The 21,241-nt window shown below is 72.7% G+C and carries 23 protein-coding genes; 18 read left to right on the top strand and 5 right to left on the bottom strand.

Annotation, left to right across the window (positions count from 1 at the left end):
• Window positions 1-6 precede the first annotated feature (6 nt).
• Complete coding sequence (locus tag AMK31_RS08400; RefSeq protein ID WP_073939747.1) at window positions 7-1,287, top strand: phospholipase D-like domain-containing protein; 1,281 nt, start codon at window positions 7-9, stop codon at window positions 1,285-1,287.
• A gap of 6 nt (window positions 1,288-1,293) precedes the next feature.
• Here AMK31_RS08400 and AMK31_RS08395 read toward each other — a convergent pair whose 3' ends face one another.
• Window positions 1,294-2,055, bottom strand: coding sequence for an aminoglycoside adenylyltransferase family protein (locus tag AMK31_RS08395; RefSeq protein WP_073939746.1), 762 nt, complete (start codon window positions 2,053-2,055; stop codon window positions 1,294-1,296).
• 141 nt (window positions 2,056-2,196) lie between these two features.
• Here AMK31_RS08395 and dapE point away from each other — a divergent pair, with 141 nt between their 5' ends.
• The gene (dapE, locus tag AMK31_RS08390; protein ID WP_073939745.1) at window positions 2,197-3,303 is read left to right on the top strand and encodes a succinyl-diaminopimelate desuccinylase; all 1,107 of its coding nucleotides are present in this window, start codon (window positions 2,197-2,199) and stop codon (window positions 3,301-3,303) included.
• A gap of 21 nt (window positions 3,304-3,324) precedes the next feature.
• On the opposite strand, the gene AMK31_RS08385 is transcribed toward dapE, so the two are convergent.
• Window positions 3,325-4,887 (bottom strand): PucR family transcriptional regulator, encoded by a 1,563-nt coding sequence (locus AMK31_RS08385; protein WP_073939744.1) that lies wholly within the window; start codon window positions 4,885-4,887, stop codon window positions 3,325-3,327.
• 106 nt (window positions 4,888-4,993) lie between these two features.
• On the opposite strand from AMK31_RS08385, the gene AMK31_RS08380 reads away from it, so the two are divergent.
• The 4 genes from AMK31_RS08380 to AMK31_RS08365 all read left to right on the top strand — a co-directional run bounded on the left by AMK31_RS08380 (window position 4,994) and on the right by AMK31_RS08365 (window position 9,447).
• Complete coding sequence (locus AMK31_RS08380; protein WP_073939743.1) at window positions 4,994-5,845, top strand: chorismate synthase; 852 nt, start codon at window positions 4,994-4,996, stop codon at window positions 5,843-5,845.
• Window positions 5,842-6,951, top strand: coding sequence for an o-succinylbenzoate synthase (menC, locus tag AMK31_RS08375; RefSeq protein ID WP_073939742.1), 1,110 nt, complete (start codon window positions 5,842-5,844; stop codon window positions 6,949-6,951). The genes AMK31_RS08380 and menC overlap by 4 nt, the downstream gene beginning before the upstream one ends.
• A 114-nt stretch (window positions 6,952-7,065) precedes the next feature.
• A complete protein-coding gene (locus AMK31_RS08370) occupies window positions 7,066-8,994 on the top strand; it encodes a flavin-containing monooxygenase (RefSeq protein ID WP_073939741.1) in 1,929 nt (642 codons plus the stop codon).
• A gap of 18 nt (window positions 8,995-9,012) precedes the next feature.
• Window positions 9,013-9,447 (top strand): hypothetical protein, encoded by a 435-nt coding sequence (locus tag AMK31_RS08365; protein ID WP_073939740.1) that lies wholly within the window; start codon window positions 9,013-9,015, stop codon window positions 9,445-9,447.
• 16 nt (window positions 9,448-9,463) lie between these two features.
• On the opposite strand, the gene AMK31_RS08360 is transcribed toward AMK31_RS08365, so the two are convergent.
• On the bottom strand, window positions 9,464-11,167 hold the full coding sequence (locus AMK31_RS08360; RefSeq protein ID WP_073939739.1) for a hypothetical protein: 1,704 nt from the start codon (window positions 11,165-11,167) through the stop codon (window positions 9,464-9,466).
• 156 nt (window positions 11,168-11,323) lie between these two features.
• Between AMK31_RS08360 and AMK31_RS08355 the strand changes: the two genes are divergently transcribed.
• Window positions 11,324-11,797, top strand: a complete 474-nt coding sequence (locus AMK31_RS08355) for a DUF3093 domain-containing protein (RefSeq protein WP_073939738.1) — start codon at window positions 11,324-11,326, stop codon at window positions 11,795-11,797.
• Window positions 11,798-12,027: 230 nt separating this feature from the next.
• Window positions 12,028-12,567, top strand: coding sequence for a hypothetical protein (locus tag AMK31_RS08350; protein WP_198948449.1), 540 nt, complete (start codon window positions 12,028-12,030; stop codon window positions 12,565-12,567).
• 69 nt (window positions 12,568-12,636) lie between these two features.
• On the opposite strand, the gene AMK31_RS08345 is transcribed toward AMK31_RS08350, so the two are convergent.
• Both AMK31_RS08345 and AMK31_RS08340 read right to left on the bottom strand, forming a co-directional pair.
• A complete protein-coding gene (locus AMK31_RS08345; protein WP_073939736.1) occupies window positions 12,637-12,822 on the bottom strand; it encodes a hypothetical protein in 186 nt (61 codons plus the stop codon).
• Window positions 12,823-12,949: 127 nt separating this feature from the next.
• On the bottom strand, window positions 12,950-15,226 hold the full coding sequence (locus AMK31_RS08340) for a catalase (RefSeq protein ID WP_073939735.1): 2,277 nt from the start codon (window positions 15,224-15,226) through the stop codon (window positions 12,950-12,952).
• Between the two features lie 287 nt (window positions 15,227-15,513).
• Here AMK31_RS08340 and AMK31_RS08335 point away from each other — a divergent pair, with 287 nt between their 5' ends.
• Genes AMK31_RS08335 through AMK31_RS08290 form a run of 10 tightly spaced genes read left to right on the top strand, consistent with a single transcriptional unit; the run spans window position 15,514 to window position 21,109 of the window.
• Window positions 15,514-15,849, top strand: a complete 336-nt coding sequence (locus AMK31_RS08335; protein WP_073939734.1) for a gas vesicle protein GvpO — start codon at window positions 15,514-15,516, stop codon at window positions 15,847-15,849.
• 32 nt (window positions 15,850-15,881) lie between these two features.
• The gene (locus AMK31_RS08330; protein WP_385310384.1) at window positions 15,882-16,328 is read left to right on the top strand and encodes a gas vesicle structural protein GvpA; all 447 of its coding nucleotides are present in this window, start codon (window positions 15,882-15,884) and stop codon (window positions 16,326-16,328) included.
• A gap of 7 nt (window positions 16,329-16,335) precedes the next feature.
• Entirely contained in the window at window positions 16,336-17,049 is a 714-nt protein-coding gene (locus AMK31_RS08325; RefSeq protein ID WP_073939732.1) for a GvpL/GvpF family gas vesicle protein, read from the top strand.
• A gap of 40 nt (window positions 17,050-17,089) precedes the next feature.
• Entirely contained in the window at window positions 17,090-17,344 is a 255-nt protein-coding gene (locus AMK31_RS08320) for a gas vesicle protein GvpG (RefSeq protein WP_073939731.1), read from the top strand.
• 58 nt (window positions 17,345-17,402) lie between these two features.
• Window positions 17,403-17,903 (top strand): hypothetical protein, encoded by a 501-nt coding sequence (locus AMK31_RS08315; RefSeq protein WP_073939730.1) that lies wholly within the window; start codon window positions 17,403-17,405, stop codon window positions 17,901-17,903.
• On the top strand, window positions 17,896-19,128 hold the full coding sequence (locus AMK31_RS08310) for an SRPBCC family protein (protein ID WP_073939729.1): 1,233 nt from the start codon (window positions 17,896-17,898) through the stop codon (window positions 19,126-19,128). Before AMK31_RS08315 ends, AMK31_RS08310 begins: the two co-directional genes overlap by 8 nt.
• Complete coding sequence (locus AMK31_RS08305) at window positions 19,125-19,625, top strand: gas vesicle protein (RefSeq protein ID WP_073939728.1); 501 nt, start codon at window positions 19,125-19,127, stop codon at window positions 19,623-19,625. The genes AMK31_RS08310 and AMK31_RS08305 overlap by 4 nt, the downstream gene beginning before the upstream one ends.
• Window positions 19,622-20,440 (top strand): GvpL/GvpF family gas vesicle protein, encoded by an 819-nt coding sequence (locus AMK31_RS08300; protein ID WP_073939727.1) that lies wholly within the window; start codon window positions 19,622-19,624, stop codon window positions 20,438-20,440. The genes AMK31_RS08305 and AMK31_RS08300 overlap by 4 nt, the downstream gene beginning before the upstream one ends.
• A complete protein-coding gene (locus AMK31_RS08295; protein WP_073939726.1) occupies window positions 20,440-20,709 on the top strand; it encodes a gas vesicle protein in 270 nt (89 codons plus the stop codon). The genes AMK31_RS08300 and AMK31_RS08295 overlap by 1 nt, the downstream gene beginning before the upstream one ends.
• Window positions 20,693-21,109 (top strand): gas vesicle protein K, encoded by a 417-nt coding sequence (locus AMK31_RS08290; RefSeq protein ID WP_073939725.1) that lies wholly within the window; start codon window positions 20,693-20,695, stop codon window positions 21,107-21,109. The genes AMK31_RS08295 and AMK31_RS08290 overlap by 17 nt, the downstream gene beginning before the upstream one ends.
• Window positions 21,110-21,241 lie beyond the last annotated feature (132 nt).

Below are 21,241 nucleotides of genomic sequence, written 5' to 3'. Positions count from 1 at the left end.
GCTCCCATGACTCCCTCGCCCACCGCCCGTGCCGTGCCGCTGTCCCTCACCGTGGTCCTGTCCCTGGTCGCCGCCCTCCTGCTGGCCGGCGGCACACCGGCGGCCGCGGCACCCAAGCCGGTCGTCGGCGGCCCGGTGTTCAACGACCCGATGGGCACGACGGCACAGCGGAAGGCGATCTTCACCCAGCTCGTCCGGCTGATCGCGGGAACACCGGCCGGGGCGCGGATCCGCGGCTCGGTGTACGAGTTCAACGACCGGGAGGTCGCCGACGCGCTGATCGCCGCCCACCGGCGCGGCGTCGACGTACGGCTGATCGTCGACGACTCGACTTATGTCGACGCCGACGGCGACGAGTACGCCAACGCCCCCTACGCGTCGCTGAAGGCCGCGCTCGGCACCGACACCGCCGCCCGCTCCTGGATCGTCGTCTGCGACGACCGGTTCGAGGACCCCGACGGCGTGGACGACGTCCGGCGCGGCTGCCTGGGCGTCGCCCCGCCCGAACCGGCGTACAGCCACAACAAGTTCCTGGTCTTCTCCAGGATCGGGCCCTTCGACGACGGCAGCAGCTACTCGAAGGTCGTCTTCCAGACGTCCTCGAACCTCTCCCAGTGGTACAAGGACGAATCCTTCAACGACGCGGTCACCTTCACGAACGGCGCCGTGTACGACGGGTACGTCACCTACCACGACCGGCTCCGCCAGGGGCGCACCCTCGCCGGAGGCGACAACAGGGCGTACTTCTCGACCCCGCCCGGCTCGGCCTACCGCGCGTACTTCTTCCCGCGCGGTGACAGCTCCTACAACAACCCGGCCACCGACGACATCGTCCAGGCGCTGAACGGGATCAGGTGCTCCTACACCGACGCGGGCGGGCAGCAGCGCTGGACCGACATCCGCATCGTCACGTACACCTTCTACCGCTCGCGCGCCCAGGTCGCCGACAAGCTGGCCGAGCTGCGCGGCAGGGGATGCTGGATCGACATCCTCTACGCCGAGACCGACAGCGCCGTCAGCGCCGAGCTCGACGCCGCCGGCATCCAGCACCGCCGCTGCCGCATCCCCAACGGCCCGGGCATCGACGTGCGCCCGCACAACAAGCAGATGCTGATCGACGGCGACCTCGGCGGCGACCTCACCCCGCGCGTCTACACCGGCAGCGCCAACCTGACCGGGTCGTCGCTGCGCTCGGCCGACGAGGCGATGGTGCGGATCATCTCCGCCGCCCACCACGCGAGCTACCTCAGCGCGTTCTACCGCATCCGCACGGCCTGCGGCGGGTGAGGGCCGTTACGGCAGCTGCCGGCGGATCTCGGTGAGCACGGCCTCCACAAGGGGACGTACCCCCGCCCGCAGCTCCTCGGTCCAGGTCTCCTCCGAGTAGGAGGAGCCGAGATACAGCCGGCGGGCGTGCTCCAGCACCGGGCGGTGCTCCGGGGGGAGCCGGGCGAGCGCCCAGTCGGCCGCGGCGTCCTTCGGCCGGATCTCGCCGGTGGCGAGCGTGGTCCAGACGCGTGCCAGCGTCAGCACGACATTGCGGGTGTCGGCGTCCAGGTCGTCCAGCAGTCCGGGCAGGCCCGCCGTCATCGCCCGGACCAGATCGGCGTGCGGGACGGGGTCGAGGACCCGTGCGGGCGGCGGTCCGGTGACGGGGTGATCGCCGGACAGGACCATCGTGATCAGCACGGCGAGGTCCGGCATCGGCCCGCGCCGGGGCAGCGCCCCCGCCTCGAACTCGTCGCGCAGCCACTCGCCGTACAGGAAGTCGCCGACCGGCGGCCAGCGCCACGGGCACACCTCGGAGCGGACCACGACGGTGAGTTCGACCGGCCGGGGCCCGCCCGGCGAGCCGGCGCCCGAGACGGCCGGCAGCCCGTCGAGCAGCGCCCGCCGTCGCCGGCCGTCCATGGGCCGTTCGCACACCACCAAGACGTCCAGATCGCTGGCCGGCCGCAGCCCGCCCAGCACCGCGGACCCATGGAGGTACGCCCCCACGAGCCCGGGGCCCAGCACGTCGTCGACCAGTCCCATCAGCCGCCGCAGTTGATCCATCGCACCAGTATCCGCACCCACCGCGTTGGGAGATCGGCCAAAGGCCGGAAGCTCATTCTGGCCGATGCGCGCACCACCGCCGGCCCGGCGTTCCGCATCATCGGGGACTGTCCACGCCCCTGGACCCCTGGAGCAGCCACGATGAGCCCCCACCCCGGCCCCCCGCTCGACCTCACCGCCGACGTCGTCGCCCTGACCCGCGCCCTCGTCGACATCCCCTCCGAGAGCGGCGCGGAGGCACCTCTCGCCGACGCCGTCGAGGACGCGCTGCGGCGACTGCCTTGGCTGACGGTGGAGCGCGTCGGCGACTCCGTCGTGGCCCGCACGGACCGGGGCCGCCCGCAGCGGGTGATCATCGCGGGGCACCTCGACACCGTGCCCGCCGCCGGCAACCTGCCGTCCCGCCTGGACGGGGAGCTGCTGTACGGGCTGGGTGCCTGCGACATGAAGGGCGGCGTCGCCGTCGCCCTGCGCCTCGCGGCCACCGTCCCCGTGCCCGCCGACCGCGACGTGACGTACGTCTTCTACGAGTGCGAGGAGGTCGAGGGCGACCGCAACGGCCTGCACCGCATCGCCACCGAACGCCCCGCCCTGCTCGAGGCCGACCTCGCGGTGCTCATGGAGCCCTCCGACGCCGGTGTCGAGGCCGGCTGCCAGGGCGTCCTGATGGCCGACATCACCGTACGCGGCGCACGCGCCCACACCGCGCGGGCCTGGACCGGCGTCAACGCCGCGCACCGTGCCGCGGCCGTCCTCCAGCGGCTCGCCGAGCACACCCCGGAACGGGTCGTGATCGACGGCCTCACCTACCGCGAAGGGCTCAGCGCCGTCGCCGTGCGCAGCGGAGTGGCCGGGAACGTCGTCCCCGACGAGTGCGTCGTCACCGTCAACGCCCGCTTCGCGCCGAGCCGCACCCCCGGGCAGGCCGAGGAGTACCTGCGCGCGCTGTTCCCGCCCGACCGTTTCCCCGAGCCCGACTTCCGCGTCGAGGTCACCGAGGCGGTACCCGGCGCCCTCCCCGGCCTCGACCAGGACGCCGTGGCCTCCCTCGTCGAGGCCCTGGGCGCCACGCCGCGCCCCAAGCTGGGCTGGACCGACGTCGCCCGCTTCACCGCACTCGGCACGCCCGCGCTCAACTACGGCCCCGGCGATCCGTCGCTGGCCCACACGGCCGGCGAGTACGTACCGGTCGCGCACCTGCGGGAGTGCGAACGGCGGCTGCGGGACTGGCTCGCCGGGACCGGGTGAACGACCGCACCCGCCGCCCGGTCAGCCTCCGCCGGTCAGGCCGCCCAGCGTCCGCAACTGCAGCCACAGCACCAGCCGTTCGTCGGGGTCGTCCAGATCGATGCCGAGCTGCTGCCGGACCTGCTTGAGCCGGTAGCGGCACGTGTTGGGGTGCACGGCGAGCAGCCGTGCGGCACCCGCCATGTCGCATCCGGCGTCCAGCCAGCAGACGAGGGTGCGGGCGTACTCGGTGCCGTGCCGCTCGTCGTACGCCAGCACCCGCCGCCACGCGCCCGCGCTCAGCTCCCGCCGCTCCGCCATGACCTCGGACAGCCGCAGCAGGGCGACCCGCGGCCGGACCTCGTCCACCGTCGCCACCGGCCGGCCGTCGCCCAGGACGCGCAGCACCAGGTCGGCGTCCGCGCGGGACGCCCCGGCCTCCTCCAGGTCCACCACCTCGCCGAGCCCGGCCCTCACGCGCGCCCGCAGCGCCTGCCCCGCCTGCCGCACGACGCCCTCGGCGAACCGCCGGTGCCGCTCCGCGCCCCGCTCCCCGGCGGCCGGCAGGAGGGCGTAGACGACACCGTCGGCGAGCACGCACGCCCGCCGCCCGTACCGCGCCTCGCACTGCAGCCGTACGAGGTCCAGCAGCCGCAGCGCGGTCTGTTCCCCGTCCGGCGTGGCCGACGCGGCCTCCAGGGCGAACGCGGCCACCCGCACCGCGCCCTCCCCGAACCCCAGCCGGTGGCCGGCCGTCGCCGCGTCCGCGGTGCCGTCGAGCAGCCGGCGCAGCAGCTCGCCGTGCTGATGCCGGGCGAGCTCCTGCGCCGCCCGCGCCCGCAGCAGCAACAGCGCCGCCGTCGAGGCGCCCTGGACGAGGGCGTCCTCCGCGTCCGGCGCCAGACTCCCGTCGTCGACCACCCACAGCGAGCCCAGCGTCTCGCCTCCGGCGCGCACCGCGACCGCCAGGCGGGGCAGGCCGTCGCCGCTCAGCGCGGGCAGCCGGACGGGGCCGTCGGCGGCGAACAGCAGCCGGTACTGCTCGGTGTTCTCGGGGCTGTCCGGCACCTGGAGGCCGAGGATGCCCTGCCGGCGATCCTCGTCGACGGCCTGCCCGGCCACCGTCGAGTAGGCGAGGATGCGCTGGCGCCGGTCCTCGATCGCGGTCGCGCCGCCCGCCGAGGCGGCCACGGCGTCCGCCAGGGAGAACAGGTCACCGAGCGCCGCGTCGCTGCCCACCGGCGACGGCCGCGCCCCGACGGCGGCGGCCAGCAGCAGATGCGCCTGATGCCAGGCGAGGTCCCCGGCGACGCCGAGCAGGGCCAGGCCGTGCGCCTCCGCCTCCGCGACCGGCCCCTCGTCCCCCCGCACCACCAGCCCCGCCATGCCCGCCCCGGCGGCGTCCCGCACCAGCGGCCCGGCGGCGCCCGCGCGCACGCCGACGGCCAGCAGCAGAGCGCCGGGGGAGCGGGGCAGCGGCACGTGCGGGTCGTACAGGACGACCTCGTGCACCGGGACGGCCGTCCCGCCGACGGGCGCGACGAGCAGCCGCACGGCGGAGCCGCCGAGGGTGTCGAGCAGGTCGGCGAGCGTACAGGCTTCCACTACGGCTGCGCCTCTCTCCGGATTGGCCGATCGCACCATGACCTTACGGGTCTCTTGTCCGGGAGGCCAAGGCGGACGAGGAGAGGCAACCGCAGACTTCTGAGCCATGACACGAGTGACGACTTCCGTCCCGGCCGCGATCCGCGACCTCGCCGCGGGCGCCGCCCGCGCGGCCGGGGTCACCCTGCGCCCCGTCGACGACGTGGCCGGCATCGCCGAGGTGGCCGACTTCTTCTGCGACGTCTGGAAGACACCCCGCAGCATCCCGCCCTACCCGGCGGAGGTGCTGCACAGCCTGGTGCACGCCGGGGGCGCGGTGCACGCGGCGCACGACGGGGACCGGCTGGCCGGCGCGTCGGTGGCCGTCCCCGGGGAGCCCGAGCGGCGGGACTCGTACTCGCTGGTGGCCGCGGCCGCCGCCAGCGACCGCGGGGTCGGCCACGCCGTCAAGCAGGCCCAGCGGGTGTGGGCACTGGAACGGGGCGCCCGCACCATGCGCTGGACGTTCGACCCCCTGGTGGGCCGCAACGCCCGCTTCAACCTGGCCAAACTGGGCGCCACCGGCACCGAGTACCTCGTCGACTTCTACGGCCCCATGGCCGACGGCGTGAACGACGGCGACGAGAGCGACCGGCTCACCGTGACCTGGGACCTGCTCACCCCCCGCCCCGCCGACCCCGAGCCCCCGCTGGACACGCCGCCCGCCCGGATCACGCACCGCGCCCCCGACGGCGGACCGCTGGCCGGGCGGGACGCCGGCGACCGGCACCTCCGGTGCCGGGTGCCCGCCGACGCGGTCGCGCTCCGCGCCGCCGACCCCGCGCTGGCCCGGCGCTGGCGGCACGCCGTCCGGGAGGTGTTCACCGAGGCGTTCGCCGAGGGCTTCACCGTGACCGGGATGAGCCGCGACGGCTGGTACACCCTGACCCGAGGCGGCGAGGAGGCCGGTCCCCGATGAAGCTCGAACGCGTGGAACTCCTCCATGTGGCCATCCCCCTCGTCACCCCGTTCCGCACCTCGTTCGGCGTCATGACCAGCAAGGACACCTTCCTGCTGCACGTCGTCACCGACGAGGCCGAGGGCTGGTCCGAGTTCGCGGCCGACCCGGAACCGCTGTACTGCCCGGAGTTCGTCGCCGGAGCCGAGATCGTCCTGCGCGACTTCCTGCTGCCCCGAGCCGCCGCGCTGCCCCGGCTCACCACCGCCGCGCTCGCCCCCGCGCTCGCGAGGATCAAGGGCCACGAGCTGGCCAAGGCCGCCCTCGAAACCGCCGTGCTCGACGCCGAACTGCGGGCCCACGACATGCCGCTGGCCACCTTCCTCGGCGCCGTCCGCGACCGGGTGCCCGCCGGGGTCTCGGTCGGCATCCGCGACTCGGTGCCCGCACTCCTCGACGAGGTCGAGGGCTACCTCGCCGAGGGCTATCTGCGCATCAAGCTGAAGATAGAGCCGGGCTGGGACGTCGAACCGGTACGGGCCGTGCGCGAACGCTTCGGCGACGGGCTCCCCCTCCAGGTCGACGCCAACACGGCCTACACCCTCGCCGACGCCGAACACCTGCGCAGGCTGGACGAGTTCGGGCTGCTGCTCATCGAGGAGCCGCTGGAGGAGAACAACCTCCACGCGCACGCCCTGCTGCAACAGCGGATCGCCACACCCGTCTGCCTCGACGAGTCCCTGCACTCCGCCCGGGACACCGCCTCCGCCATCGCCATGGACGCCTGCCGGGTCGTGAACGTCAAACCCGCCCGGGTCGGCGGCTACCTGGAGGCCCGGCGCGTCCACGACGTCGCGGCGGCACACGGCGTCCCCGCCTGGTGCGGAGGCATGCTGGAGACCGGCATCGGACGTGCCCCCAACCTGGCGCTCGCGGCCCTGCCCGGCTTCACCCTGCCCGGCGACACCTCGGCCTCCAGCCGGTACTTCGCCGAGGACGTCACCGAACCGTTCGTCCTGCGCGACGGCCACCTCACCGTGCCGGCCTCACCCGGCATCGGCGTACGGCCGCTGCCGGAGACCCTGCGCCGCTTCACCACCGGCAGACGGGTGCTGTTCGGCGGCTGAGCCGCCGTGCGCGGCGGCTTTAGGGCGCGGTGCCAGGCTCGGCGCGGCGGGCGGTGGTCCCCGGAGGACCACCGCCCGCGGCCTCCGATGACCCCGTGCCGGAAGGAACGACGCATGGCGACGCTTGAAGGCGGGACCCGCAAGGAATTGCTCGACGCGACCGACGAGACCATCGAGGACGCCGTCCGGTACGCCGACCCGATGGTGCTGCGGGGCCTGCTGTACCAGTTGACCGGCGACGACGAACTCGCGGCGACGAAGGTGACGACCGTGCCGGCGGGCGTGCTCGAGATGAAAGTCCCGGTCGGCGCGGAGGACACCGCGCTCCTGTGGCACAAGGCGGCGCGCTTCCTCAAGGCCTACCGTGACGCCGGAGCCGGTCACATCGAGCCCGGTCCCGCCGAGCGCCTGCCGGTCAGCCTGGCCCTGGCGGCGGGCGAGGAGATCCCCGAGGAGGACATGGGGCTGTGGCTGGAGGACCTGGCCCTCGACCCGTGGGCCCGCGCCCTGCACTGGCAGGCCCCGCCGCCCCCCGAACGGCTGGCGGACTTCCACGTCACGGTCATCGGCGCGGGCATGGGCGGCCTCAACGCGGCCGTCCAGCTGAAACGGGCGGGCATCGCCTGCACGGTCGTCGAGAAGAACTCCGGTGTCGGAGGCACCTGGTGGGAGAACCGCTACCCGGGCTGCCGCGTCGACTCCCCGAGCCGCGCCTACACCCACCTGTACGGCGTCGACTTCGGCTACCCGTACCCGTTCTGCCCGGCGGAGCAGAACGCCGAGTACTTCGAATGGGTCGCCGACGAGTTCGCCGTCCGCGACGACATCGTGTTCGACACCGAGGTGCGCGCGATGGAGTGGGACGAGGACTCCGGGACGTGGACGATCCACGTGGCGGGCCCGCGAGGGGAGCGCACGCTCCGCTCGAACGCCGTCATCTCCGCCGTCGGCTTCCTCAACCGGCCGAACATTCCGCGGATCGAGGGGGCCGAGGAGTTCACCGGCCCGTCCTGGCACACCGCCCGCTGGCCGGCCGGGGCCGACCTGGCCGGCAAACGGGTGGCGGTCATCGGGACGGGCTGCACGGGCTACCAGCTCGTCCCGGAGCTGGCCCGGCACGCCGGGCACGTCACCGTCTTCCAGCGCACACCGCAGTGGCTGTTCCCCGTGCCCGGCTACCGCTCGCCCTTCCCCGACCAGGTCACCTGGCTCGACCGGAACATGCCGTACCACACCAACTTCACGCGGTTCAGGGCCACATACGCGACCAACGTGCTGGCGACGGCCACCGAGATCGACCCCGACTACGACGACCCGCACGCCCTCAGCGCCGTGAACAAGGCGGCGCGGGACACCGCCGTCGCCTTCCTCGAACACAAACTCGGCGACCCCGCGCTCGTGGCGAGGATGACACCGCCCCACCCGGTGCTCGCGGCCCGGCCCGTCCTGGTGGACCCCGAGTACAGCGTCCTCGACGCCATCCAGCGGGACGACGTCACACTCGTCACCGACGGCATCCGCCGGATCGGCCGCACCGGGATCGAGACGGCCGACGGCACCCGGCACGACGTGGACGCCATCGTCTACGCGACCGGCTTCCGCGCCCGGGACTACCTCTTCCCGATGAAGATCACCGGCCGCGACGGGCGCACACTGGACGAGCTGTGGAGCGAGGGCGGAGCACGCGCCTACAAGGGCTGCATGATGCCGGGCTTCCCGAACCTGTGGACCATCTACGGCCCGAACACCAGCAGCATGCTCAACATCCCCACGTACCACGAACTCATCACCGTCCACGCCCTCGAATGCATCGAGCGGCTGATCCTCGACGGCAAGAAGGCGATCACCGTGAAGGAGGAGCCGTACCGGCGGTTCAACGAGGAGGTCGACCGCCGTAACCTCACGAAGACCTGGAGCGACCCCCGGGCACGCAACTACTACTGGACCGAACGCGACCGCACGGCGACCCAGTGCCCCTTCTCCGCCGGGGAGGTGTGGCGCTTCCTGCGCCACGCGGACTTCGCGGACCTGGACATCAGCTGAGAGGACCCGCCCGACACCATGAGCAGCATCGTCGAGTTCTTCGTCGCGCCGGACGACACGTCGGCGGCAGAGGCGCTTCGGCACGGGCCGGGACAGGCGTTCGAGTCGCTGTCCTTCGGCAACTTCGACGTGGAGGAGGCCGTGGTCGAGTGGGAGTGCCTGCTGGCGGGCGGCAGCTTCGACGAACTCGCCGACGCCGGTGAGCCCCGGTTCGTCGCCGAGCAGGACGACGGCGGGAGCGTCGTCTTCGCGGTCTCGTCACGCCTGTCCGCCGCACTCGCCGCGGCCGAGCGCTCCCGGCTGCGGGAGGCGGCGGTGGCGTGGGCCGAGCGGCGCGCCGCCGACGGCGAGGTCGTCCGCACCGAGATCGCCGAGGCGATCCTGACCGGTCTGGCCGCCCTCGTCGGCAGCGCCCGGCACCGGGACCAGGCTGTCTACTGCTGGGTCGCGTAGACGTCTCCCCGGGCGGTCAGTCGTCCGCGCCGCAGCAGTGCGGTGCCGCCGCACCCGTCCCCGCACCCGCCGGCGCCGCCGTGTCCATACGGCAGAAGCAGGACGACTCGACGGGGACGTCCGCCAGGGCGGTCGCGAGCTTGAGCTGATGGGCGACGAGCCGGGCCTCCGCCGTCTTGCCCAGCCGGAGCAGGCACTCGTGGAAGCCGTGCAGGGACCAGACGTTCCCGGGGTGCTGGCAGGGGCGCGGCAGAGTGTCGTCCAGGCCGAGGTCGGCCCGGTAGACGGCCTCCGCCTCGGCGACCCGCCCCTGCTCCAGCAGCAGGGCGCCGTAGGCGTGCCGGGTGGGCTGCATCCAGCCCCACGGCTCGTCGTAGGGAAGGCCGTCGTCCAGGGCGATGGACCGCTCCAGGGCGGCGAAGGCGGCGTCGAAGTCGCCCTTGCGGTACTCCAGTTCGCCGTCCAGCATGGCCGAGGCGATGGCGAGGATGTCGGCGCAGGTGTTGTTGAACAGCATCCGCGTCGCGGGGACGCGCGCGACCGCCGCGCGGAACAGCTCCCGCTCCTCCTCGGCCTCGCTGATCCGGCCGGTCGCGGAAAAGGCGACGCCCCGCGCGTAGTGCAGCATCGCGGTGGTCACGCAGTACAGCTCCCGGTCCGCCGGCAGCGGCAGTGCGAGGATGTCGGCCCAGCGGCCGAACCGGATCAGCACGTGCACCCGCATGGCGAGGAAGCCTTCCAGCCAGTCGGCCATGGGCGGGCTCGGCACCCGCAGCAGCTCCTCCGGGATGGACGCCTCCAGCTGGGCCGCCGTCCGCAGGGCGGTCTCGGACTGGCCGAGGAACATCGCCCCGTAGATCTTGAAGTGGTAGTTGTGCGACCGGTACAGCGTGTAGAAGTTCATCGCCCCGGCACGCTCGTGGAACTTCTCGTCGGCGGCGATCGCCAGGCTGTTGTCCGCGACGACCTGCCGGTAGTCGCCGCACAGCACTTCGAGGTGTGAGGGCATGTGCTGGAGGTGACCGGCGTCCGGGACCAGACCGCGCAGCCGGTCGGCGACCGGCAGGGCGGCCTCCGGCGTCGGGGACATCTCCATCAGATGGATGTACATGTGCAGGACGCCCGGATGGCCGCGGCCGTCCTCCGTGGCGAGCGCGCGGTCGAGCACGGCCTTGGCCTCCAGCGTGCGCGCGCCCTCGGCCTGCTCGCCGGTGCGCAGGTCCCACAGCTGCCAGGGCGTCAGGTTCATCAGTGCGTCGGCGTACAGGGTGACGACGTCCAGGTCGTCGGGGGCGAGCTCGTAGACGGCGCGCATGGCGTCGGCGTACGGCGTGTTCCACACCGAGCAGTCCTCGACCGGCCGGGACTGCGGATAGCGGGCGCGCAGCGCGCCGATCAGCGCACGCTCGACGGGCGTGGCGCCGGCCGCCTTCTCGTGCGCCCGCTCCACGGCGGCATGGGTGCGCTCGACCGTTCGGGGCAGTTCCTGATCGTCGAAGAACTCCCACGGCTTGTTGTAGTTGGGGCCGAGCGCGTAGGCGATGCCCCAGTACGCCATGGCGCAGTCGGGGTCGGCCGCGGCGGCCGCCTCGTAGCAGCGGACGGCCTCCTCGTGGTGGAAGCCGTACGTCCAGGCCAGGCCGCGGTCGAACCAGAGCCGGGCCTCGGCGGACGCGGTCGTCACCGGACGGGAGTGAGTGCCGAGATCGTAGTAGTCCATGGGGTGCCTCCCGAACTGTGCGTACGCCGCCCGGCCCCGCACGCACACGGACCGTGCGCCCTCGCCGGGGTCCGGCACCCAGCGTAGTGGCGTCCTCACTCGCCTGACGCGGTGGGCGGTGAACAGCCCGCCCGGCGGAGCTGACATGGTGGGGGCATGCGTCTGTACGAAGAACGTCTCGGCGTCCCGAGGTCGTGGTACTGGTTCGCCGCGATGCTGGGTGTGATGGCCGCCGCCGCCCTGCTGCCCTTCGGAGCGGTGGCCGCCGCCGGCGGATGTGTCACGGTGACGGCTCTGGCGGCACTGGCACTGCGCGTCTACGGCGCCGTCCGCATCGTCGTGACGGGCGGACACCTCGTCGCGGGTTCGCTGCGCTTCCCCCTCACCTCGCTCGGCCTGGCCGAGATCCTGGACGCCGAGGAGGCGTTCCTGTGGCGCACCCGGCGGGCCGACGTACGCGCGCTGATGCTGCTGCGCGGCTACGTCCCGACGGCCCTGCGCATCGAGATCGACGACCCGGACTGCGCCGCGCCGTACCTCTACCTGTCCACCCGGCAGCCGACCACCCTGCTCGCCGTACTGGGCTTCGCCCGCCGCTCGCCCGCACGAGGCGGCACGGAGGTCGGCTGACGACCGCGCACCGGTGTTGTGAGGCGGTACGCGGGGGCGCGTGACAGCGGACGCCGTTCCGCTCCGCGCGCCCGCGCTCGCTGAATCCGGCGAACAGGACTTCACGCATATGGCCTTCCAGCCGCGCGTTCGGCTGGACTACGGCACGAGTCGCACTCCGCCGTCGGCACGTCCCGGCGTCGCGGAAGTGCCGCCCGACGTGTTCATCCTGCTACGGGAGGTTGGCGATCGTGCTGTCGGAGTGGACGAGGGCGCTGGACTGGCTGGCCGCCGCGGCGAAGGACCCACGTGCCTGCCGGGACGACTGGCAGCACGGCGTCACCGGGATCCACCTGCTGGCCGCCGGGCGGCAGTGGGACGTACTGACCGTTCCGGAACGCCTGGGACTGTACGCCGCCGACCTGCTCGAAGCCCTGCCCGGGGTCGCCCCAGGCCCGGTCCTGCTCGACGCCCGGGGCCATCGGGTCGGATTCCTGGTGCCGCCCGAGCCCGCGGCCCTCTGGGCCGGCCACGACGTCCGGTACGTGACCGAGGGCGGCTGGATCGCCGCCCCCGCCCCGCACTGCCGCTGGGGCGCGCTGCACTGGCTCGTCCCACCGGACGGCAGCGGCACCCTCACCCCGCCCTTACTGCTGGAATATGTGCTGGACCGCGCCCTGCGCGAGCTGACGCGCGCCCATGGCGGGCCCCTGGACCGGCATCTGCCGCCCCGCCGCAGGGACGAGCCGGCGCTGAGCGCGAACGGCGGCGCGGGAGCGTTGCCCGGCTGACCCCAGTCGCTCCCGGCCCGCGTCGTCCCCGCCGAAGGACGGCCGCGCGCCGGGGGTGTGGCGGAGCGGTCAGTCGTCCGAGCCGTTGTTCCGGCTGCCGCCCGAACGCCCCGCCTTGCTCAGCAGTTCACCCGCTCCCACCGTCAGCCGGGCCACCACACGCGCCCAGCGGGGGCCGCCGCGCTCCGCCCACACCACACACACGCAGCCCCCGATCGCGAGCAGCAGGACGGCGGACAGGATGAGCACGGTCATGGCGGGATCCCCCTTCGATGATCAACCGTGCCATCCTCTCAGCCCGCGATCCGTGCCGTACCTCCCGGCCCTCCCGGCCCGCTCGGCCCTTTCGGCCCTTTCGGCCCTTTCGGCCGGAGCGTGCCCGTCAGGCCGGGGTCGAGAACCGCTCCCACACCCGGTGCGCGCCCAGCAGCCGGGTGACCTGCTCCAGCGCCGCGGTGGGGGAGTCGGCGAGGACCACGCCCGGCGCGTCCGTGGGCACGCCCGCCGCGTCGAGGGCGGCCTTGCCGTCCGCCCAGGCGCCGATGGCCTTCCCGTGCCGGAACGCCTCCGCCAGCAGCAGCCGGACCCGCGGGTCGCACGTCGCCGGCTCCGCGGCGGTGGGCGTCGACTTCGCGTCACGGGCGGTGTACGCGTCGCTGCCCACCGCGGGAGCACCGGCCAGCAGCAAGGCGTCGAACTCCACCGACCGCGCGGTGACATACGTGCGCTGCACCGTCACCGCGCCGTCACCGGCCGCGAGGGTGCCGCCGGCCGGCGCGACGACCAGCGGCACCATGCCCGCCTCCAGCACCGCCTCGCGCACCGCGCGCACCCCCTCCAGGTCGCCGTCCGCGCCGGCGACGATGCCGACGATCCGCCCGTCGACCGGCCACGTGTCACCCACCTGCGACAGCGCCGGGCTGGGCGCGACATCGGCGAGCGGCACGGTCGGCGACGGGGCCGGCAGGCCGAGCCCCTGGGCGACCTGCTCGCACAGCTCCGGGTCGATGTTGGCGAGCACCTGCAGCTGCCGCTCCTTGACGGCCTGCTCGTAGCACTTGCCGAGCTCGAAGACGTACGCGCCGATGATGTGCTCCCGTTCCACCGGCGACATGCTCAGCCAGAACCGGCGGGGCTGGCTGAAGTGGTCCGCGAACGACTCCGGCGCCTCCCGCACCTTCGTCGACTCCGGCACCCGCACCGGCGTCTCGATGTACGCCCCGGTGTCCGCGCCGGCCAGGAAGGGACACCCGCCGTCGAGCGAGTTCGGCCGGTAGGGGGCGGCGCCCCGGTGGACCGCCGTCTGGTGCATGCCGTCGCGCTGCATGTCGTTGACCGGCGCGTGCGTACGGTTGATCGGCAGCTGCGGGAAGTTGGGGCCGCCCAGCCGGGTGATCTGCGTGTCCAGGTAGGAGAACAGCCGGCCCGCGAGCAGCGGGTCGTCGGTGATGTCGATCCCGGGAACCAGATGGCCGACGTGGAACGCGACCTGCTCGGTCTCCGCGAAGAAGTTCGACGGATTGCGGTTCAGGGTGAGCAGCCCGACCGGCTGCACCGGCGCCAGCTCCTCGGGGACGATGTTCGTCGGGTCCAGCAGGTCGATGCCCTCGAAGGTCTGCTCCGGGGTGTCTGGGAACGTCTGGATGCCCAGCTCCCACTGCGGATAGGCGCCCGCCTCGATGGCGTCGGCCAGGTCCCGCCGGTGGAAGTCCGGGTCCACCCCGCTGGTGATCTGCGCCTCCTCCCACACCTGGGAGTGCACCCCGAGCTTCGGCTTCCAGTGGAACTTCACCAGCGTGGTGCCGCCGTCCGCGGCCACCAGCCGGAACGTGTGGACGCCGAAGCCCTCCATCATCCGGAACGAGCGCGGGATGCCCCGGTCGGACATGTTCCACAGGGTGTGGTGGGTGGCCTCGGTGTGCAGGCTGACGAAGTCCCAGAAGGTGTCGTGCGCGCTCTGCGCCTGCGGGATCTCCCGGTCCGGATGCGGCTTCCCCGCGTGGATGACGTCCGGGAACTTGATCGCGTCCTGGATGAAGAAGACCGGGATGTTGTTCCCGACCAGGTCGAAGACGCCCTCGCTGGTGTAGAACTTCGTCGCGAAACCCCGGGTGTCGCGCACGGTGTCGGCCGACCCGCGCGACCCCAGCACCGTGGAGAAACGCACGAACACCGGCGTCTCCACGTCCTTCGCGAGGAACGCGGCCTTGGACACGGAGGCCGCCGTGCCGTAGCCCTGGAACACCCCGTGCGCCGCAGCGCCCCGGGCGTGCACCACGCGCTCCGGGATCCGCTCGTGGTCGAAGTGCATCACCTTCTCGCGCAGGTGATGGTCCTGCAGCAGGACCGGTCCGCGCGGTCCCGCCTTGAGCGAGTGGTCCGTGTCGTACAGCCGGGCGCCCTGGGCGGTCGTGAGATAAGCGCCGGACTGGGCCATCCGGGCCTGGTCGGCGCCGGTGGGCTGACCGGTCGGCGACACGGTCTCCGGGCCGCTCTGGTCGGGTTTGGGCGGCAGCGGCTCCCTCGGCTCGGTCGGTTCGGCGACCGACGGCGACTCGGCACCCGGCTTGCCGGGGATCCCGTCGGCCGGTCCGCCGTCGCCCTGCAAGCTGTCGGCGACCTTGTGGGCTACCCGCTTCAAGGGATTGGCCTCGCTCATACGTCCTGCTCCTTGGGCTCAAGTCGTCTCTACCGCTGGTGCCGCCCCGCGCGGGGGCGCGCGCAGCGGGTACCCAGGCCCGGGCGGATCACCGGGCGGATCACCGGGCGTGAAACCGAGGCGCCGCGCCTTCCCACCCGTGCCGTCCCAGCGTCGCCGCCCCGCGCCACGCCCGCGACCGGACCGGCGCCGCCGGGCGACCGGGCTCCTCCTCGGACATCGAGCGGTGCAGGAGTGGCGTGGGTCACACGCGAGGGTTGATGATGGGAGTACGACCGAGAAGGTGAATGATCACGAGCGACCGTGAGCCGAACAAGGCTAGTCCCCCGTCACAGCAGGAGTCCGCCGAGGAGCGCGTGTCCGCCCCGGAGGCGATGCGCAGTGCGATCGCCCAGCTCACCGAGTTGTTGGGCCGGGCACCGGAGTCCGTCTCGTCGCTGAAGCCGACCGAGCGGGGCTGGGAAGCCGACGTAGAGGTCATGGAGCTGGAACGCATTCCGGCGACGACCAGCGTGATGGCCAGCTACCGAGTGGAACTGGACCCCGCCGGACAGCTGCTGGCATACGAGCGCGGGCGCCGTTACACGCGTTCGCAGATCGACAGGACGGACGGGCGGCGTTAGATCGGTTCCCCTTCGCTGGAAGGGAAGACACCGTGACTGTGATGCCCCAGGGCAACAGTGGTGTGGCCGGAGCCGGTGGTGGCGGCGGCGGAGGAAATCTCTACGACGTGCTCGAACTCGTCCTCGACCGGGGCCTGGTGATCGACGCCTTCGTGCGGGTGTCCCTGGTGGGCATCGAGATCGCGAAGATCGACGCACGGGTCGTCGTCGCGAGCGTCGACACGTATCTGCGCTTCGCCGAAGCCTGCAACCGGCTCGACCTCGAGGCGGGCCGCAAGGCTCCGGCACAGCTCTCCGACATCGTCCAGGGCACCGTCGAGAGCGGGGCCCGCGGCAAGAGCAAAGGAGCACTGACCGGCGCCGTCGAGGCGGTCACCGAGTCGCTCACCAAGGGGCGGCACGAGAAGGAACCCGAGGAGCGCGGATCCGGCCGCCGCCCCGCGAAGGAGCGCCGTTCCGCGCGGGACGAGGAGGAGTGAGCGGGCGATGGCCGTGTACGTGTACGCGATCACCAAGGCATCGCACCCCCTGCGTCTGGACGGTGCCGAGGGCGTGGGCGAGCCGCCCGCCGAACTCCGGGTGATCCGTGGAGACCCCGTGTGCGCCGTCGTCAGCGAGGCGGGCGAGACCCTTTCGGTCGGGCGACACGACCTGATGGCGCACCACGGTGTCGCGGAGCGGCTGTGGGCCGACGGCCCCGTCCTGCCGCTGGGCTTCGGGTTCGTCGCCCAGGACGAGGACGCCGTGAGCGCCCTGCTGGAGGAGCGGGCCGACGCCCTGGCGCAGCGGCTGGACGAGCTCACCGGGCGGGCGGAGTTCAACGTCAAGGGCATCCAGGACGAGGACGCCGCGCTGCGTGCCGTCCTGGAGGAGAACGCCCAGGCCCGGGAGCTGAACGAGCGCACCCGCGACGGCAGCGGGACCTACGACGACCGGCTGGCCCTCGGGGAGCTGGTGGCCCAGGGCCTGCAGGCCCGCGACGAGGCCCTGGCCGAGGAGGTCCTGGCCGCACTGCGGCCCCTCGCGCTGACGGAGAAGGTCTCGCCGCCGTCCAAACAGTACTTCGTGAACGCCTCCTTCCTGGTCGACGACGCACAGGCGGAGGAGTTCAGCCAGGCCTGCCGCGACCTGGCGGAGCGCTACGGCGAGGGCGTGGAGATCCGGCTGCGGGGGCCGCTGCCGCCGTACAGCTTCGTCTGAGCCGGGCACCGAACGGCATCGGACGGCACGAGGAGGCGATATGGGACTGGTCGGAGAGGTGTTCCTGCTGCCGTTCGCCCCCGTGCGGGGCATCGGCTGGGTGCTCGACAAGGTGGTCAAGGCGGCCGAGGACGAGTACTACGACCCGGCCCCCGTCCAGGAGGCCCTGATCAACCTGGAGCGGGCGCGGGAGGAGGGCGGGTTGGACGAGGAGGAGTTCGCGGCGCAGGAGCAGGCGCTGCTGGACCGCCTGCAGGAGATCCGGGCCTACCACCTGCAACGTGGCGGGCAGTGAGGGCCGTGACGCACGGACCCGCGAACCGCGGGCCGCGGGGCGAGGAAGGAAGAAGGACATGAAGAACGCCAAGATCGGCGCGGCCCTCCTGGGTGGCTATGTGCTGGGCCGGACGAAGAAGGGCAAGCTCGCGATCGGCCTCGGCTCGATGCTGGCCGGCTCGCGGATCAACCCGGCGCAGGTCGGCAAGATGCTCCAGGACTCCCCCTTCGTCGACACCCTCACCAAGCAGGTGCGGACGGAACTGGCGGGCGCGGGGAAGGCGGCGGCGACCTCGGTGCTCACGGCGAAGGCCGACAACCTGGCCGACGCCCTGCACGCGCGTACGACCGGACTGCGGGACAAGGCACACGCGGCAGAGGACCAGGACACCGACGAGGAAGAGGAAGAGGACGAGGCCGAGGCCGAGCAGGCCGAGGAGGCTGCCGAGACCGAGGAGACCGGTACCGACGAGACCGAGGGGACTGACGAGGGTGACGACGGCACGAAGAAGGCGTCTTCCGCCCGCAGCCGTCCGCGCCGCGGCACCTCAAAGTCGAGGAGGCCGGACGATGGCTGAGCAAGCCGTGAAGGGACGCGGCTCGGCGGCGGGCAAGGCGGACAAGGCGGACAAGGCAGGCGGCAAGGCGCGGCAGCAGCCGCAGGGCATGGACCGGCTGAAGGAGGAACTGCAGAGCTACGTCGAGGCCCGGGTCCAGCTGATGCTGCAGGACGTGGGCCGCCGGATGGGAGAGGGCGCACGCCGGCTGGGCGAGGCGCACATCGGCCCGCGAGGGCTGGTCGGCGCGGCCGCCCGGGGCGGCGGCAAGCTGCTCCAGGGCCACATGCCCTCCAAAGGGGGAGTGCTGACCTCGCTCGCCAAGAGCACCGCCGTCCACGCCAAGGACGCCGTGGTGGACAAGGCCAAGGACGTCGGACGCCAGGGGCTCGAAAGCCTCAAGGGCGGCGGGGCGGGGGACAAGACCCCGGACGCGGCGGGCAAGGGCCTGACCATCATCGAGGACATCGACGTGGGCGTCCCCGTGCGCGAGGCTTACGACCAGTGGACGCAGTTCGAGGAGTTCGGACGGTTCGCCAAGGGCGTGGTCGGGGTGGAGCAGACGGACGACACCACCACGCAGTGGCATGTGAAGGTCGCCAAGGCGAAACGCGACTGGCGGGGCACGATCACCGAGCAGGTGCCCGACGAGCGGATCGCCTGGACGTCGGAGGGCCAGAAGGCCACCACCAAGGGCGTCGTCACCTTCCACCCGATCGGCGAGAACCTGACCAAGGTGCTCCTCGTCCTGCGGTACTACCCCAAGGGACCCGTCGAGCGGATCGGCGGCCTGGTACGGGCCCAGGGCCGCCGCGCACGCCTCGATCTGAAGCTCTACCGCACCTTCGTGATGATGCGCGGCGAGGCCACCGGTGGCTGGCGCGGCGAGATCCAGGACGGCGAGGTGGTGCGCACACCAGAGGAGGTCGAAGAGGAGGAACAGAAGGCAGCGGAGGAGAAGCCCGAGGGGCGGGACGAGGGGGAAGGGAAGGAAGAGGAGCCTGAGGGGCGGGACGAGGAGGAAGAGGAGGAAGAGGAGAAAGAGGAGGAAGAGGAGCCCGAGGGGCGGGACGAGGACGAAGAGGAGGAAGAAGAGGAGTACGACGACGAGGAGCAGCCGGCCGCCTCCGACAAGGACTACGCGTCCGACGAGGAGGACGACTGGGACGAGGAGGACGAGGAAGAGGAAGACGAAGAAGACGAAGAAGACGACCGGAACCGCGACGACAGGCCGAGTGAGTCGTGACCCAGCCCGACTCCGCCGGCTTCCCGCCGTCCCGGTCCCTCGCACCGTACGGCCAGCAGTCCGGCTCCGGCGCGAACCTCGCCGACATCCTTGAACGGGTGCTCGACAAGGGCATCGTGATCGTCGGCGACATCAAGGTCAACCTGCTCGACATCGAGCTGCTCACCATCAAGCTCCGCCTCCTCGTGGCCTCGGTGGACAAGGCCAAGGAGATCGGCATCGACTGGTGGGAGCGCGATCCCGAGCTGTCCTCACGCGCGGACAACCGGCCCACCATCGAGGAGCGGAACAGCCTCGAGGAACAGAACGAGCAACTGCGCGCCGAGCTCAGGGAGCTGCGCAAACGCGTCGAGGAGTCGGACACCCGGGCCGAGCTGCCGCCGCGCGGATCGAGCGGCACCCGCCGCTCCCGCGACGCGGAGCGGGAGCCCGGCGCCGAGCCGCGGCGCCCCCGGCGCAAGCGCAGCGCCGAAGAGGGGCGGGACCGAGAGCCGTGAGCGGGCAGCTGAGCTACGTCTACGCCGTCGTCCCCGGCGCGGCCACGGCGTCGGCCCGTACCGCACTCGCCGGGGTGCGCGGGGTGGCCGGGGCGCCGGTGACGGTGGTCGGCGCCCGTACGGTGTCCGGCGCCGTCAGCACGGTGCCCGGCGACGAGTTCTCCGAGACGGCGCTGAGATCGCGCCTGGAGGACCTGGACTGGCTCGAGGCGACGGCCCGGGCACACCACCTCGTCGTCGACACGCTGGCCGCGCACACCACGGTCCTCCCGCTGCGACTGGCCACCGTGTACCGCGACGACGCCCGCGTCGAGGAGATGCTGAGCGACCGGGAGCAGGCCTTCACCGCGCTGCTGGACCGGCTGGAAGGGCACGTCGAATGGGGCGTGAAGGTGTACGCCGAAGCCGCGCCCGCCCAGGCCGCCCCGTCGCCGGCGTCCGGCGGCCACGGCTCCCCCGGCGCATCCGCCGACGAGCCGGACTCCGGACGCGCGTACCTGCGGCGCCGCAGGCAGCAGTACCAAAGCCGCGAGGACGTCTGGCGGGCCGCCGAGGCCGCCGTGCGGCGGACGGAGGAGCAGGCCCGGGGACTGGCGGTGGACCGCGCCCGGCACCGTCCGCAGCAGGGCGACCTGGCCGAGGGGCCCGGCCGGAACGTCGCCAACGACGCCTATCTCGTCCCGCGCCGGCTCGCCGACGAGTTCCGCGAGCGGATGCGGCACGCCGCCGACGACCTGCCCGGCGTACGGGTGGAGGTCACCGGCCCGTGGGCGCCGTACTCCTTCACCACGCTGCCGGAGGGGGCGCGGCGGTGATGACGGAGCACCCGGCCCACCGCGACGACGACCGCCCGATCAGCGGGCGGCAGGTCGCGCTGATCGATCTCCTCGACCGCCTGCTCAGCGGCGGGGTGGTGATCACCGGCGACGTCGTGCTGTCGATCGCCGACATCGACCTGGTGCGGATCTCGCTGCGCGCGGTGCTGGTCTCCGTCCGGGCGCAGCTGGCGGAGCAGTGGGCGCCGGTGCTGCCGCCCCAGGCGTCCCCGGAACTCGACGAAGGCGGCCATGACGAGTCCGGCTGACCGTCCGCGCGCCGACCGGCTGCGGCAGGTGACCGAGGCCGCGAACCGCGCGTTCTCGCTGCTGCCCGCCCGGCCGGACGACATCACGCCGCCGGCCGCCGGCCAGCCCGCCCTGCGACGGCTGCACGCCGACCCCGACACGGTGGAACGCGACCTCGTCAGACTGGTCCTCACCCTCGTCGAGCTGCTGCGCCAGTTGATGGAACGGCAGGCCCTGCACCGCGTCGACCAGGGCGACCTGACCGACGAACAGGAGGAGCGGCTGGGCCTGACCCTGATGCTCCTCCACGACCGGATGGCCGAACTGTGCGACCGCTACGGCCTCACTCTCGAAGACCTCAACCTCGACCTCGGACCGCTGGGGCCCCTCCTCCCTCCCGACGAGGGAGGTTTCACCTGACGGTGCTTCACTCAGCGTGAAGTAATGATTACACTCAATCATGATTTCGTGTGATCTGGGGCGGTTGGGCATGGCACTGGTACGGGGTTCCGGCGTTCTGACGGCGACAGCGACAGCGACAGCGACGGCGGT

It is taken from the genome of Streptomyces sp. TSRI0107 (genome assembly GCF_001905845.1).
In the GTDB taxonomy this organism is placed as follows: Bacteria; Actinomycetota; Actinomycetes; order Streptomycetales; family Streptomycetaceae; genus Streptomyces.
The sequence above is the reverse complement of the archived record's forward strand: the minus strand, read 5'-3'. Positions and strand labels throughout refer to the sequence as shown.